General features: G+C 66.3%; 10 protein-coding genes. 8 read left to right on the forward strand and 2 right to left on the reverse strand.

Annotated features, from left to right (window positions below; translation table 11 throughout):
• The first annotated feature begins 107 nt into the window (after positions 1-107).
• The 6 genes from VGQ44_11845 to pdxA all read left to right on the forward strand — a co-directional run bounded on the left by VGQ44_11845 (position 108) and on the right by pdxA (position 10090).
• Positions 108-1019 carry a DUF58 domain-containing protein gene (locus VGQ44_11845; GenBank protein HEV8447510.1) on the forward strand — a complete coding sequence of 304 codons (912 nt, stop codon included), beginning with the start codon at positions 108-110 and terminating at the stop codon, positions 1017-1019.
• Positions 1016-2824, forward strand: a complete 1809-nt coding sequence (locus tag VGQ44_11850; GenBank protein HEV8447511.1) for a BatA and WFA domain-containing protein — start codon at positions 1016-1018, stop codon at positions 2822-2824. The genes VGQ44_11845 and VGQ44_11850 overlap by 4 nt, the downstream gene beginning before the upstream one ends.
• The gene (gene mfd / locus VGQ44_11855; GenBank protein ID HEV8447512.1) at positions 2824-6105 is read left to right on the forward strand and encodes a transcription-repair coupling factor; all 3282 of its coding nucleotides are present in this window, start codon (positions 2824-2826) and stop codon (positions 6103-6105) included. The genes VGQ44_11850 and mfd overlap by 1 nt, the downstream gene beginning before the upstream one ends.
• Before the next feature lie 75 nt (positions 6106-6180).
• The gene (locus tag VGQ44_11860) at positions 6181-7695 is read left to right on the forward strand and encodes a peptidylprolyl isomerase (GenBank protein ID HEV8447513.1); all 1515 of its coding nucleotides are present in this window, start codon (positions 6181-6183) and stop codon (positions 7693-7695) included.
• A 10-nt stretch (positions 7696-7705) separates the two neighbouring features.
• Positions 7706-9130 (forward strand): peptidylprolyl isomerase, encoded by a 1425-nt coding sequence (locus tag VGQ44_11865; protein HEV8447514.1) that lies wholly within the window; start codon positions 7706-7708, stop codon positions 9128-9130.
• Positions 9131-9145: 15 nt separating this feature from the next.
• Positions 9146-10090 carry a 4-hydroxythreonine-4-phosphate dehydrogenase PdxA gene (gene pdxA / locus VGQ44_11870; GenBank protein ID HEV8447515.1) on the forward strand — a complete coding sequence of 315 codons (945 nt, stop codon included), beginning with the start codon at positions 9146-9148 and terminating at the stop codon, positions 10088-10090.
• Positions 10091-10100: 10 nt separating this feature from the next.
• Here the strand turns inward: pdxA and VGQ44_11875 are convergent, their stop codons facing one another.
• Positions 10101-11423, reverse strand: a complete 1323-nt coding sequence (locus VGQ44_11875; protein HEV8447516.1) for a hemolysin family protein — start codon at positions 11421-11423, stop codon at positions 10101-10103.
• Between the two features lie 79 nt (positions 11424-11502).
• Here VGQ44_11875 and VGQ44_11880 point away from each other — a divergent pair, with 79 nt between their 5' ends.
• On the forward strand, positions 11503-12477 hold the full coding sequence (locus VGQ44_11880; GenBank protein ID HEV8447517.1) for a cation diffusion facilitator family transporter: 975 nt from the start codon (positions 11503-11505) through the stop codon (positions 12475-12477).
• Between the two features lie 79 nt (positions 12478-12556).
• Here the strand turns inward: VGQ44_11880 and VGQ44_11885 are convergent, their stop codons facing one another.
• Positions 12557-12754, reverse strand: coding sequence for a hypothetical protein (locus VGQ44_11885; GenBank protein HEV8447518.1), 198 nt, complete (start codon positions 12752-12754; stop codon positions 12557-12559).
• Between the two features lie 282 nt (positions 12755-13036).
• On the opposite strand from VGQ44_11885, the gene typA reads away from it, so the two are divergent.
• Positions 13037-14866: a translational GTPase TypA gene (gene typA, locus VGQ44_11890; GenBank protein ID HEV8447519.1), complete on the forward strand. Its 1830-nt coding sequence runs from the start codon at positions 13037-13039 to the stop codon at positions 14864-14866.
• Positions 14867-15015: the final 149 nt, after the last annotated feature.

The following is a 15015-nucleotide window of genomic DNA, read 5'->3' on the forward strand; positions in this document are numbered from 1 at the left end:
GGCCGACCAACCATCCCTGCTTCTATTACACCTACGCCACGAATTAGATGGGCGTTGCGGTCCCTAGGCAACCGGGCGCCCTCCCCGTTTACCTTTCCCGCCTTCCCATGGAGAGCACCCAGGCCCTCCGCGCAGACCTCTTCGACCCAGCCAGCCTCGCTGCCCTGGGGCGCATTGAGATTGTCGCCAGGTGGGTCGTCGACGGGTTCATGGCGGGGCTCCATCGCTCGCCGCGAAAGGGGTTCTCGGTCGAGTTCGCCGACTATCGGCCCTACCAGGCCGGCGACGACCTGCGCTACATCGACTGGAAGATCGCCGCGCGCTCCGACCGCTGGGTCGTCCGCCAGTACGAGGAAGAGACCAACCTCCGCGCCACCATCGTGCTCGACGTCAGCCGCTCGATGGCTTGGACCGGCTCGCCCGAGCGATTGACGAAACTCCAATACGCCGAGCGGCTCTCCGCCGCGCTCGCGTTGCTGTTGCTCCGTCAGCGTGACGCGATCGGTCTCATCCGCTTCGACGATCGAATCCGCAGCGCTGTGCCGCCGCGCGCGCGACACGGCCAGTGGCGCCGCGTCATCGCCGCGCTCGAGGAACCCGGCGAAGGCAGGGCGTCGAGCGCGCCACAGGCACTCGAGCAGGCGGCCCGATTGATCAGCCGCCGCGGGCTCATCGTCCTGATTTCCGATTTGCTCATGGACACGACGGACGTCGAACGGGCGATGCGCACGCTGCGCGCGATGGGCCACGACGTCACCGTCCTGCACATCCTCGACCCCGCCGAACGAGACCTTCCCGCGGCGGGCGAAGCGCTCTTCGTCGACCCCGAGAGTGAGTTGGCCGTTCCCGCCAGCGTCGCCGACGTTCGCGCCGCCTATCAGAACACGGTCGTCGAGGTCATCGACGAATGGCGGAGCGTTCTGGGTGCCGCGGGTGTCAGCTACGAGGTCGTCTCCACCGACGCCCCGTTCGGCGTTCCGCTCCGCCGCGCGTTCGCGGTCCGCCAACAGCTGCCGTGAGCTTTCTCGCGCCGCTGTATCTGGCTCTGGGCGCGGCGGTCGCGGTGCCCCTTCTCATCCACCTGATGCGCCGCCGCATCGGCGCCCGCATCGATTTCCCCGCCGCGCGCTATCTGCTGCGCGCCGAGAAGGAACACAGCCGCACCCTGAAAATCAGAAACCTCTTGTTGATGTTTCTGCGCGTGCTCACGATTCTCGCCATCGCGTTCGCGGCGGCGCGGCCGTTGGCTGAATGGGTCGGCGCGGGACACGCACCCACCGCGCTCGCGATCGTCGTCGACAACTCGCTCAGCTCGTCGGTCGTGGTGAACGGGCATCCGCTGCTCGCCGAATTCAAATCGATGGTGCGCGACGTGCTGTCGAGCGCAACGTCGGCGGACCGGATGTGGATCGTGACGATCGACGGAAACGTGCGCGGCGGCAGCGTCGCGCTGCTGCGCGATGAGATCGAGCGCATGGAAGCCATATCCGGCGCGGGCGATCCGGGGCTCGCGCTGTCGCGGGCGGCAGCGGTCGTGCGAGCCTCGGGGCTTGGCGCGCGACAGATCGCGCTCGTCACCGACGGCCAGCCCACCGAGTGGCAGAACGTTCCTCCCCTCGCCGACGCGCAGATCGTGCTGTATGTGCCGAACGGGCCGGTGGCGGTGAATCGCGCCGTCACGCTCGCCGAGGCGCGACCGTCACGCTGGACGCCCCGCGGAGAGATCGCCGCGCGATTTCAATCGACCGATTCGACGACGTACCGCATCACGCTCAACGGCCGAACGTTCGCTCGCGGCACCGCCGCGCCGAACGAAGAAGTCACGGTACACGCCTCGCCGCCCGAGCGCGGCTGGTTGGCGGGAACCGTCGAGCTGGAGCCGGACGAGTTGGCCGCCGACAACTCTCGGCCGTTCGCGGTCTGGATCGGTCCCGCGCCGGGCGTGACCGTCTCGCCGGGCGCGGGTCAGTTTCTCAAAGACGCGATCGACGTGCTGAAGTCGTCGTCGCGCGTCGTCGACGGACACGACATCGCCGTCGTCAGCGCCGACGAGCTCACGACGCTGCCCGCGCTCATCGTCGCGCCGAACGATCCGGTTCACCTCGGCGCGGCCAACCGCGCGCTCGAGCGAATGGGCATCCCGTGGCGTTTCGGCCTGCGTCGATCCGGCGAAGCGAGCGCTCGCGGCCCGGAGTTGGACGGGGTGACGAGCACCGCGCGCTACGAGTTGGCGGCCCAAACCGGAGCGGTCGCGGACACGCTGGCCAGCGTCGGCCAAGAGGCGTGGATCGTCGCGGGTGGACATTACGTCCTCGCCGGGTCGCCGATCTCCCCCGACGCGACCAACCTTCCCGTGCGCGCGTCGTTCGTCCCCTGGCTGGGCGGCGTGCTCACCGAGCGTCTCGTCGGTGAGCCGGGACAGGTCCTTGCTTCGGAGCCCGGCAAGCATCTGCCGCGTCCTCGATGGGCCGACGGAATCGAAACGGCCGACGGGCAGCGGACGCCGATCGGCGACGCGCTCGACGTTCCCGATCGGACGGGTACGTACTTCCTCACGCTCAACGCCCGGCGCGTCGGCGCTCTCGTCGTGGCGCCGCCGTCTGGCGAGTCGGTGCTCGACCGATATTCGGCCCGCGACCTCGCGCAGCGGCTTCGCGTGAACCGTGTGCTCGTTGCCCCCGACGCCGGAACGTGGGCCTCGCTCTCGTTCCGCGCCGCGGCGCGCCGGTCGCTCATCGAGCCTGCGCTGATCGTGGCTCTTCTTCTCCTCGTCGCAGAAACGCTCGTCATTCGGCGGCGCGCCGCGCTTCGTCCGGCGGCCTGATGGCGCTCGACTCACTGCTCGACGCGCTGGAGCGGCTGCCGGCGTTTCAAAGAATCGTCAATACGCTCCCGTCGCCGGGCGAGCGCCTCCGCGTTTCGGGGCTTCCGGGCTCGGCCGGCGCGGCCGTTCTCGCGGTCACCGCTCGAAGACTCCCGTCACGTTTCTTCGTGGTCGCGGCCGACGGCGTGGCGGAAGCGGAACGGTGGTTGGCCGACCTCGAGACGCTGCTCACCGACATCCCCGTCGCGCTCTACCCGCCGCGCGAAGGATTCGGTGAGGCGGAGCCACATATGGAGGTGGCGGGAGAGCGCGTCGAAACGCTCGAGCGACTGTCGCGAGGGGAGTTGCGTGTGCTCGTCACGACCGCTCGCGCGCTCGCTGAGAAGACGCGCATGCCTGGCGCGCTGCGCGATCTGCGCGTGGAGCTCAAGAAGGGCGACAGCCATCGCCTGCGCGACCTCTCGGATCACCTCGAGCGAATCGGATTCGAGCGGGTCCCGCTCGTCGAGGACGTCGCGCAGTTCGCGATCCGCGGCGGCATTCTCGACGTGTACTCGTTCGGGATGGCGGAGCCCGTTCGCGCCGAATTCTGGGGCGACGAGATCGTCGACCTGCGGCACTTCGATCTCGTGACGCAGCGCTCGAGTCGCGTCGTCGACCGCGCGCTCGTGCTTCCCGTCGACGGCCAGGTCCGGCACGAAGCGACCGATGAAGAGCGCGGCGCGATCACGTCGCTGTTTCCGCCGGATACGCTGCTGCTGATTCCGCGCGGCGCGCATCTCGAGCCCGAGCTCAAGCGGACATGGGACGACGCGCAGCACCACATCGATCTCGCGCACCGCCGCGGCGAGGATGTCACCGACCGCGCGGAGCTGTTCGAGTCGCCCGACGTCACCGCGGCCGCGCTGCGCCGACTCGGCACGATCGCGGCCTCCGAGGCCGACGACGAGGCTGACGTCGTGCTTCCGCTCAAGCCGCCCGAGCCGATCGACCGCGACATCAAGCAGCTCAAACGGCTCGTGCGCGACGGCACCGCCACGATCATCCTCTGCGACAACGAGGGACAGGCCGAGCGTCTCGACGAGCTGCTGTCGGACGACGACCGGCGCGCCTCGCCGGCGGCGCTGTCGATCGGCGTGCTCGACGGCGGGTTCGTCATTCCGCACACGCTTCGCGTTCTCACCGACCACGAGATCTTTCGCCGCGAACGCCGCATTCGCCGGGCGCGCCGCTACGCGACGGCGACGACGATCGACACACTCTCCCTCAAGCCCGGCGATTTCGTCGTGCACCTCGAGCACGGCGTCGGCATCTATCGCGGCATCGAGACGATCTTCGTCGGACAAAGCACGATCGAGGTCGCCGTGGTCGAGTACGAGGGCGGCGATCGGCTCAACGTTCCGCTCTACCGCATCGACCAACTGGAACGCTATCGCTCGGCGGACGACGTCTCCGAGGACGCGCCGCCGCCGCGCCTGCATCACCTCGGCGGCCGCCGCTGGGCGCAGCAACGCGAGAAGGCCCGCGCCGCGATTCAGGAGATGACCGTCGAGCTGCTCGATCTCTACGCGCGGCGCAAGATCGCGACGCGTCCTGCGCACGTGCCCGACACGCCGTGGCAGCGGCAGCTCGAGTCGGCGTTCCTCTTCGAGGACACGCCGGACCAGCGCACGGCGACAGTACAAGTGAAGGCCGACATGGAATCCACGCGGCCGATGGACCGTCTGCTCGTCGGCGACGTGGGGTACGGCAAAACGGAAATCGCCGTGCGAGCGGCGTTCAAGGCGGTGCAGTCGGGGCGACAGGTCGCCGTCCTCGTGCCGACGACGATTCTCGCCGATCAGCATCTCCGCACCTTCACGGAGCGTTTGGCGGATTTCCCGCTGCGCGTCGCGGCGCTGAGCCGCTTTCAGAGCGCCAAGGAACAGGTTGCGACGCTGGCCGAGCTCAAAGAAAAGAAGATCGACGTCGTCATCGGCACGCACCGCTTGCTGAGCGAGGACGTGCAGTTCGCCGAGCTCGGTCTCATCGTCGTCGACGAGGAGCATCGCTTCGGCGTGAAGCACAAGGAGCGTCTCAAGCGGCTCAAGCTTCAGACCGACGTGCTCACGCTCACCGCGACGCCGATCCCCCGCACGCTGCACTTGTCGCTCGCCGGCCTGCGCGACATGACCGTGATGCAGACGCCGCCGCGCGATCGCTCGCCGGTGCTCACCTACGTCGAGCCGCAGGACGACGGGCTCATCGAAGAGGGGATCGCGCGCGAGCTCGATCGTGGCGGCCAGGTGTTCTTCGTCCACAACCGCATCGAGACGATTCAGGCGCACGCGGACCACGTGAAGAAGATCGCGCCGCGCGCCCGCGTCGGCGTCGCGCACGGTCAGATGCGCGAGAAGGAGTTGGAAGAAGTGATGCATGCGTTCGTGAACGGCTCGATCGACGTGCTGGTGTCGACGATGATCGTCGAGTCGGGGCTCGACGTGCCCAACGCGAACACGATGTTCGTGAATCGCGCCGACTACTTCGGCCTCGCGCAGCTCTATCAGTTGCGCGGGCGCGTCGGACGCTCCCACCGACGGGCCTACTGCTACCTCATGGTTCCGGACTCGATCGACCCCAACGCCGAGCGGCGCTTACAAGTCCTCGAGCACCACACCGAGCTCGGCGCGGGCTACCGGATCGCGCTCAAGGACCTCGAGATGCGCGGGGCGGGGAACCTGCTCGGCGCCGAGCAGTCGGGGTTCGTGCAGGCGGTGGGATTCGACATGTACCTGCGGATGCTCGAAGACACCGTCCGTCGGCTCATGTCGGGCGATTCGGCGCCAAAGTTTGTTCCATCTGAGGTCACGATCGATGTTCCGAACTACCTGCCCGACGACTACGTCGTGTCGCAGGACGCGAAAATCGACGTATACAGAAGGCTTGCGCGTTTCGAGGAACCGTCGGAAATCGAGCAATTGCGAGGCGAACTGCGCGATCGGTTCGGCCCGCTCCCGCCGCAGGCTGACGCGATGCTCGCGCTCGCCCAGCTGCGGATCATTGGGGGCGCCTTGGGGATAGAAGGAATCCTGGTGCGAGGCGACGAGGCGCGTATTACGTTTAGAGGTTCCGCGGTTCCGCGGGTCAAGGGCCTGTCGGCCGCGTTTCACGACGTGCAGTTCCAGGCGGATGTCCGCCGCGCGGTTCCGTTGTCGCTCAAGCTGACTCGTCTCGGCGGCGCGCCGATGCTCGACGGACTCGTCCGGGCGCTTCGAGGGCTGGTTCAGCCCGCCGTTCGCTAAGTCGCCGCACGAAGTCCACCACAACGCTTCCGTAGTTCGTTCCTCACTCACTCGTTCATTATCCCCGGTTCCCGAATGCGATCTCGTTACCTCGTCGGCCTCGTCGCCGGCTGCGCGCTGTTGGCGGCGTGCGAAGGACTCAAGGAAGCCCTCACGGCGCACGTCGACACCGTCGCTCGCGCCGGCACGCAGGAATTGACCGTCAACCGGCTCGGCGACCTGCTTGGCAACGCCAAGATTCAGGTCCCCGTCAACCGTGAAACGGCCGCAATCCTCGCCGACATCTGGACCGGCTATCAGCAGATGGCGTACGCAGCCGCGCACGGCGATTCGCTGAACGACCGGAAAGCGATCGACCAGGCGCTCGCTCCGATGGCGAACGCCAGCCGTCTGAACATGTTCATGGACTCCGTGTCGAAGACCTTCAAGGTCGATTCGGGCAGCGAAGCCGCCTACAACCAGGCCGCCGGCGGGCTGATCGCGGCGCGGCACATTCTCATTGGCTATAAAAATCCGCAGATCCCGGCGACGGCCGCGGAGAAGGACTCCGTGCGCAAGAAAGCCGAGGCGGTGCTGCCGCAGGTGACTAACGCGAACTTTGCCGACATGGTAAAGAAGTACAGCACCGATCCGACCGCCGCGCAGAGCAAGGGCTACCTTGGCGTGTTCGGGAAGGGCACGATGGTGCCGCAGTTCTACGACGCGGCCGCTGCGCTCAAGCCGGGTGAAATCTCGAAGCTCGTCGAGACGCAGTTTGGCTTCCACATCATTCAGCGGCTCCCGTACGCCGAGGCGCAAAAGGATTTCTCGCAGCAGTACGCGCAGATCTCCGCGCACCTCGCCGATAGCGCGTACCTCGCGCAGGCCGAAGCGGCGTCCAACATCCAGGTCAAGGACAACGCCCCGGCGGCGATCAAGGAAGTCGCGAAGGAGCCCGCCAAGCACCGCGGCGACAAAGCGACGCTCGCCACGTTCAAGGGCGGTGAGTTGACCACGGCCGACTTCGTGAGCTGGATGGAATCCGTGCCGCCGCAGCAGAGTGTCATGCAGCGAATTCCGGGCGCCGCTGATTCGATCCTCAAACCGTTCATCAAACAGGTCACGCTGCAGCAGGTCCTGCTTCGTCGCGCCGACAGCGCCCACGTGACGCTGAAGGAAGAGGACAGGGCGAACATGTACTCGTCGATCGGTCAGCTCGTGGGCAACCTCGAGATGACGCTGGGCGTCGAGCCCAAGATGCTCGCCGACAGCGCCAAGAGCGTTCCGGAAAAGGAGCGTCTCGCCGCCTCGCGCGTCGACGCGTACCTCGACCGTATGATGGCCGGGCAGGCGAACCCGATCACGATTCCGCTGCCGCTCAAGAAGATCCTCGACGCGAAGTACGAGTCGTCGGTCAATCCGGCCGGCATCGATCGCGGATTCGAGCGAGCTCAAAAGCTGCGCAAGTCGGCGGACTCGACCCGTGCGGCGAACCAGCCGAAATCGCAGGTCCCACTCCCCGGCGCGGGCGCGCCGCCTGCGCAACAGCCTCCGGCAGGCGCACAGCCCGCCCCGGCCAAGCCACCCACACCGACGACGAAGAAACCGTAGTCGTTCTCGTATGAAACGCATCGCCGCTGTCGCTTCACTCGTTCTAGTCGCCGCCGGACCGGTTGCCGCTCAGCAACCGGTTCCGACGGCGAAACCTCCTGCCACTCCCGCGGAGCAATCGGTACTGCTCGACGGCGTGGTCGCGGTCGTCGGCGATCAGACGATCACGATGATCGACCTCAAGGAGCGCGCGCTGGGAAGAATCCAGCGCGGTGAAGTGCCGAAGCCGGCGAACGATTCAGCCGAGCGCGCGCTCGAGATCGAGACGCTCGACGACATGATCCAGGAAGAGCTGCTGGTTCAGAAGGCGGCCGACCTCAAGATCGAAGTCACCGACGCCGACGTCTCGCAGATGGTCGACCGACAGGTGCGTGAGACACGCGCCAAGTTCACGACCGAGTCCGAGTATCGAACCGCGCTCCAACAGGCGTCGCTCGGCACGCCGGACGAGTATCGCAAGTTCATGCTCGACCAGTACAAGCGTCGCTTCCTGCTCGAGAAGGTCGTCGACCAGCTGAAGCGCGACGGCAAGATCGTTCCGATTCAAGTCACCGACGCGGAAGTGGCGGCCGAGTTCGATCGCTCCAAGGAATTCCTGCCGCCCAAGCCCGCGACGGTCACGTTCAAGCAAATCGTGATCGCCGTGCAGCCGACGGCGGCGGCGAAGGAAGCGGCGCGCGTGCGCGCCGAATCCATTCTTGTGCGCCTCAAGAGCGGGGCGGATTTCGAGCAGACGGCTCGGCACGAGTCGATGGATCCGCTCTCGAAGGAATCGGGTGGCGATCTCGGCTGGGCGCGTCGCGGCAAGAACGTGCCCGAGTTCGACCGCTGGTTGTTCGGCGGTCCGTTCGTCGCGCCGCTCGCGCCGGGACAACTCAGCGCGGTGTTCGAGACCGCGCGCGGGTTCCACATCGTGCGAGTCGATCGCGTGCAGACGGGCGAGGTGAAGGCTCACCAGATCCTCATCGTGCCGGCGGTCGATTCCGCCGACATCGCGCGCACCGCCAGACTCGCCGACAGCGTCGCCGACAGGCTGCGCCACGGCGTTTCGTTCGACACGCTCGCCAAGAAGTTCCACGACTACGCGGGCCAGGAAGAGACGAGCCTGCTCACGCCATGGGTGCGCGATAGCCTTCCCGCGTCGTACCAGAAAGGATTCGGCACGGCGAAGGCCGGCGACATCGTCTCGTTCCAGATTCCCGGATCGTCGCAGCGACCGGATGTGCCGAAGTTCGTCGTCGCGCAATTGGTCACGGCCGACGAGGGTGGCCCGCAAACGCTCGGCGAGCTCAAATCGGCCGTGCGAAGCGATCTCGCCAACCGCGGCGGCGTTCGCCGCTATGTAGATACACTCAAGAAGCAGACGTTCGTCGCCATTCGGTATGACGCGTTGACCAGCAAGTCCGCCGAACTGACGAAGTCGGCGAAGCCGTAAGGGCCGGACATCGGCGTGAACGTGGATCGCAAGGCGCGACTCGCCGTCACACTAGGCGACGCTCGCGGAATCGGACCCGAGATCATCGAGAAGGCGGCGGCGTCGCGCGAGGTGCGCGAGGCCACCGATCTCGTTTTCGTCGGTCCCTCGGGCGCAGGAATCGACGTCACTGAGCAGACGGGCTCGTGGACACCCGGCGGCTCCGCCTCCGACGCCGGCCGGTTCGCCGGCCGTGCGATCGAGCGCAGCGTTGCGTTGGCGCTCCAGGGTGAGGTCGACGGAATCGTCACCGCGCCGATCGACAAGGCCGCGCTGCTCGCCGGTGGCTACTCGTTCCCGGGCCACACGGAGATGATCGCGACCTACACGGGACGCAAAGTCGCCATGATGCTCGCCGCGACTCGGCCTTCTCCGGGGTCGAAGAGTCCGCTGCGTGTCGTATTGGCGACGACGCATCTGCCGCTGCGCGATGTGCCCGCCGCGGTGACGAGCGACGCGCTCGTGTCCGCCGCCACGATCACTCGCAACGGACTTCGAGAGTGGTTCGCGATCGCCGAGCCGAAGATCGCGCTTTGCGCGCTGAATCCGCACGCGGGCGACGAGGGGCGATTCGGCAACGAGGACGACGAGGTCTTACGTCCCGCGGCCGCCGAAGCGGGGATCGCCGGGCCATTTCCCGCCGACACGGTGTTCGTGCGCGCCATGCGCGGCGAGTTCGACGCCGTCATCGCGCCGTATCACGACGTCGGCATGACGGCGATCAAAGTCGCGTCGTTCGGTGCGGCGGTGAACGTCACGCTCGGACTGCCGTTCCCGCGCACGTCGCCCGACCACGGTACAGCGCTCGACATCGCCGGCAAAGGCGTCGCCGATCCGTCGAGCATGATCGAAGCGATCCTCATGTGCGCGCGAATCGCGACGAGAGTCGGAGCGCCGCGGCCGGCCACAGCGCAGTCGTAATTCGCGAAACCTATTTCTTGTCGCTCTTCGTGCTTCGCGCCGTTCGTCCGCCGTTGAGGTTCACGGCCAACGAATCCACACGCCGTCCGTCCATCTCCGTGACGCTGAAGGTCGCGCCGCCCGCCGAAACGCGATCACCAACGGTAGGGAGTCGTCCGAGCGCGCCGAAAATGAAACCGCCGATCGTCGTGTAGTTGTCTTCGGGCACGTCCAGGCCGTAGCGCTCGTTGAGCTCGCCTACGTCGGTCGCGCCGGGAACGATGATCACGTCGGCGCTCGCGCGCTCGGGATACTCGGGTGGCTCGTCGTACTCGTCGAGGATCTCGCCGACGATTTCCTCGAGCAGGTCTTCCATCGTCACGAGACCGGCCGTGCCGCCGTACTCGTCGAGCACGATGGCCATGTGTTCCTTGAGGCGCTTGAAGTCGGAGAGCACTTCTTCGACCTGCCGCGAGCCCGGTACGACGTGGACGCTTCGCGCGATGTCGCGAAGCGAGTACTCGCGCGGCGGCGAACGAAGGACCGCCAGGACGTCCTTCGCGAGGACGATGCCGATGATGTTGTCGATCGTGTCTTCGTAGACAGGGTATCTCGACCGCCCACTGTCCGTGATCATCGCCACCGTTTCGTCGAGCGTCGCGTCGAGCGGCAACGCGTCAATCTCGGTGCGCGGGGTCATCACGTCGCGGGCGTTCTTCTCCGAGAACTCGAAGACGCCTTCGAGCAGGTCGGCGTCTTGCGTCTCCAACGCGCCCCCCTCTTCGCTCTGCTCGACCAGCATGCGCAGCTCCTCGGCGGAATGCACGTTCTCGCGCGCCGAGCGGAGCCCGAAGGCGCGTAGAACCACCTGCGAAGAGCGGTTGAGGAAATTCGTGAACGGCGACATCAACCAGGCGAACGCGAGCAGCGGCGGCGTGAGCCATCGCGCGACGTCTTCCGGATGAGCCAGTGCCAGGCCGCGCGGCGCGAGCTCACCGAACACGACGTGGAAGAACGTGACGATCGCCAGCGCGATCGCCGCGCCGATGCCGACGCGTAAAGAAACCTCAATGAAAAAGGGCAGCTCGCCCAGCTCACGCGCGAAGACGCCGCCCAGCGCGCTCTCGGCCAGCGCGCCGAGTCCGAGGCTCGCGAGCGTAACGCCCAACTGGCTTGCCGAGTAGACTCGCGCGAGATTTCCTAAAGCGCGGAGGGCGAGCCGAGCCTTCCAGTCGCCGGTGCGCGCGATCGACTCCAACCGCGTCCTTCGTGCCCGCACCAACGCGAACTCGGCGGCGACGAAGAAGCCGTTCACGAGCAGGAGAACGGCGATGGCGATCAGGCGCGCGAGCACGGGGTGAATCTAGGGCGGCTGTCCGTCACCGTCGATGCTGGCGCCCGGCCGCCGATACTTGGGAAAGACCGGAGCGTCATTGGGCCATTCACACGATCATCAACACTCGCACGGGATTGGCCATGCGCACGGCCATCACCACGGCCACTCGCACGACCATTCCCACGGCCAGATCTACGGCGCTTCGACTGCCGCGTCCACACGCGCTCTCAAGTGGGCGCTCGTCCTCACCGTCGTCATCCTGATCGTCGAGGGAATCGGCGGATGGATGTCGAACTCGCTGGCCTTGCTCGCCGACGCCGGGCACGTCCTCACCGACGCCGGGGCCCTTGGACTCTCGCTGTTCGTGGCGTGGCTCGCGCGTCAGCCCGGTTCGGGGGCCAAGACGTTCGGCTATTTGCGCTGGGAGATTCTCGCCGCGCTCATCAACGGCACGACGCTGTTGTTGATCTCGGTGTGGATCATCCTCGAGGCGGTCGGCCGCTTCAAGGCGCCGGAACCGGTCCACGGCGGGCTGATGCTCGGGGTCGCCATCGTTGGATTCGTCGTGAACGGTGTCGCGGTGTACCTGCTTCACGGCGTACGCGAAGGCAGTCTCAACGTGCGGGGCGCATATCTGCACGTACTCGGCGACATGCTCGCCGCGGGCGGCACCGTGGTGGCGGGCGGGATCATTCGTTTCACGGGCTGGCTCGACGCCGATCCGATCGCGTCGCTGCTCACGACGGTGCTGATCGTCGCCGGCTCGTGGCGCCTCGTGCGCGAATCGGTCGACGTGCTGCTCGAGAGCGCTCCGCCGCACATCGCGCTCGACGCCGTCAGATCGAAGCTCGAATCCATCCCCAACGTCGAATCCGTCCACGACCTGCACGTGTGGACGGTGACGTCTGGGATGGTCGCGATGAGCGCCCACGCGATCGTCCGCGACGCGGGGTGTCATCAGGGCGTGCTCGAGCAGGCCCACGATCTCCTGCGGGAGATGGGGATCCAGCACGTCACCGTTCAGTTGGAGTGCGAGGCGCTGGGGGGGCGAGAGTTGCACCTGCACCCGTAGTGGAAGCCGAAACAGACGAGAACTCGGACGTCTGATGTCGGACTTCTGACGTCAGATTCTCCTCTGACGTCGGCGCTTCCTAGGTCTCCGCCACGGTCTCCTGCTGCTCGTTTTCCGGAATCGGGTGCTCGCCGGTCAACTCCCCGCGAGCCTTGGCGTATTCGTCGCGTTCCGCGTAGCCGTACCCGCCGAACACTTCGCCGCCGCGCATGTAATCGTGTCCGTAGCCGCGACCGTGGGGATAATTCTCCAACGCGGCTTCGTCCGCCTGATTCATGGTCCACCTCCGCGAATGGCGTTCTGGGGACTTGTCAGGGGATCGTACCCCCCCTTGCATGGTGCGTTCGCCTGGCCTGTTACGCAAGGGTTACGTGCCGGCCACGGCAGCCTGGCGGCCTGGAGGCTGATACCTGGCCAGCCAACGGCGAAACGTGGCTAAGCGGGTTCTTTCTGGCGTCCGGGCACTCTGGTCGTCAGGAACAGGCGTCAGCGCCAGTCGGTCTCCCAAAGCCATGATGCACCTGCACTCTCTTAGTAGCCCGTCTTAACTTTCGAGGCTATGTCTATCCGCAACATCGCCATTATCGCCCACGTCGATCACGGCAAAACAACGCTCGTGGACAAGATGTTGCGGCAGGCTGGGGCGTTCCGCGACAACCAAGTCGTGCAAGAGCGCGTCATGGACTCGAACCCGCTCGAGCGCGAGCGGGGCATCACGATCCTCGCCAAGAATACCGCCGTCCGGTGGCACGGCCACAAGATCAACATCGTCGACACGCCCGGACACGCCGACTTCGGCGGCGAGGTCGAGCGCATTCTTCGAATGGTCGACGGCGTGCTGCTCGTCGTCGACGCGTTCGACGGACCGATGCCGCAGACGCGCTTCGTGCTGCGCAAAGCGCTCGCGCTCGGACGCACGCCGATCGTCGTCATCAACAAGATCGATCGTCCCGGCGCTGACCCTCTTCGCGTCCATGACGAGGTCCTCGACCTCTTCATCGAGCTCGAGGCCGACGCCGCGCAGCTCGACGCGCCCGTCGTCTACGTCTCGGCGCGCGACGGAACGGCGACGATGGACATGGACAAGCCGCTCCAAGACCTGACGCCGCTCTTCGAGACGATCGTCGCCAAGGTGCCGGCGCCGCCGAGTGACGCGGTGAGCCCGTTCCAGATGCTGGTGTCGACGATCGACCATTCGCCGTATCTCGGACGCTTGGCGATCGGCCGCATCGAGCGCGGAACCGCGCACGTCGGCGACGTCATCGCGCTGCTGCCGCTCGACCCGAATCAACCGGTCGAGCAGGCGCGCATCACCAAGCTCTATACCTTCGATGGCTTGGATCGCATCGAGGTGCCGCAGGCGCCGGCCGGCGAGATCGTGGCGTTGGCCGGGATCGAGGACGTCGAGATCGGGCTCACGCTCGCCGACATCGAACACCCGGACCGTCTCGCGGGGATCGCCGTCGAGGAGCCCACGATCTCGGTGGACTTCATCGTCAACAACTCACCCTTCGCCGGCAGGGAAGGAAAATTCGTCACGTCGCGGCAGGTGCGCGAACGCCTCTACCGCGAGCTGGAGCGCAACGTGGCACTCCGTGTCGAAGACACGGATTCCACAGACACGTGGACCGTCTCGGGACGCGGTGAGCTTCACCTGACGATTCTGATGGAGACGATACGCCGCGAGGGTTACGAGTTCCAGGTCTCGCGCCCGCGCGTCATCACGCGCGAAGGCTCACGTGGCGAGCGTCTCGAGCCCTACGAGGAGCTCTCGATCGACGTCCCCGAGGAATTCCTCGGCAACGTGATCGAAAAGTTGGGCCCACGCCGTGGCGAAATGCTCGAGATGAAGAATCCGGGGCAGGGGCTCGTGCGGCTTCTCTACCGCATTCCGGCCCGCGGCCTGTTCGGCTACCGTTCCGAGTTCCTTACGGACACGCGGGGAACGGGGATCATGCACCACCGGTTCCTGGACTACGGTCCCTGGGCCGGCCCGTTGGCGGGGCGCACGCGCGGATCATTGGTGTCTATGGAACATGGCACGATCGTCGCGTTCGCCCTGGCGAACCTGCAGGAGCGGTCCACACTGTTCGTCCAGCCGGGCGACTCGGTGTACGAGGGGATGATCGTCGGTGAGAGTGCGCGGCCGGGCGACATGGATGTGAACCCGACGAAAGAAAAGAAGCTCACCAACATGCGAACCAAGGCGAGCGACGAGAACATCCAATTGGAGCCGCCGCGGGAGTTGACTCTGGAAGCCGCCCTGGAGTATATCGAGGACGACGAGTTGATCGAGGTGACGCCGCAATCGATCCGGTTGCGCAAGCGCTTCCTCAGCACGTCCGATCGGAAGCGGTTGTCCCGTGAGGCAAAGCGCGAGCGAGCGTGAGCAAAGGTAAAATGGTGTGGGCTGGAATCGCACGCGCTTGATTCCCGTGACCGAAGGGTGTTAGCTAGTAGCGTGTCAGCGGACGTCTGGGGCATCTGGATCGTCCTCTCTTTTTCCTGTAAGGAGAACCGAGCAATGTCGGCCAAGTT

It is taken from the genome of Gemmatimonadaceae bacterium, assembly GCA_036003045.1.
Classification (GTDB): domain Bacteria; phylum Gemmatimonadota; class Gemmatimonadetes; order Gemmatimonadales; family Gemmatimonadaceae; genus JAQBQB01.

Bases quoted from the DNA above. Each gene is read 5' to 3' on its own strand.
- mfd (HEV8447512.1), top strand. From the start codon at position 2,824: ATGGCGCTCGACTCACTGCTCGACGCGCTGGAGCGGCTGCCGGCGTTT.
- VGQ44_11860 (HEV8447513.1), top strand. From the start codon at position 6,181: ATGCGATCTCGTTACCTCGTCGGCCTCGTCGCCGGCTGCGCGCTGTTG.
- VGQ44_11865 (HEV8447514.1), top strand. From the start codon at position 7,706: ATGAAACGCATCGCCGCTGTCGCTTCACTCGTTCTAGTCGCCGCCGGA.
- VGQ44_11885 (HEV8447518.1), bottom strand. From the start codon at position 12,754: ATGAATCAGGCGGACGAAGCCGCGTTGGAGAATTATCCCCACGGTCGC.
- typA (HEV8447519.1), top strand. From the start codon at position 13,037: ATGTCTATCCGCAACATCGCCATTATCGCCCACGTCGATCACGGCAAA.
- VGQ44_11845 (HEV8447510.1), top strand. From the start codon at position 108: ATGGAGAGCACCCAGGCCCTCCGCGCAGACCTCTTCGACCCAGCCAGC.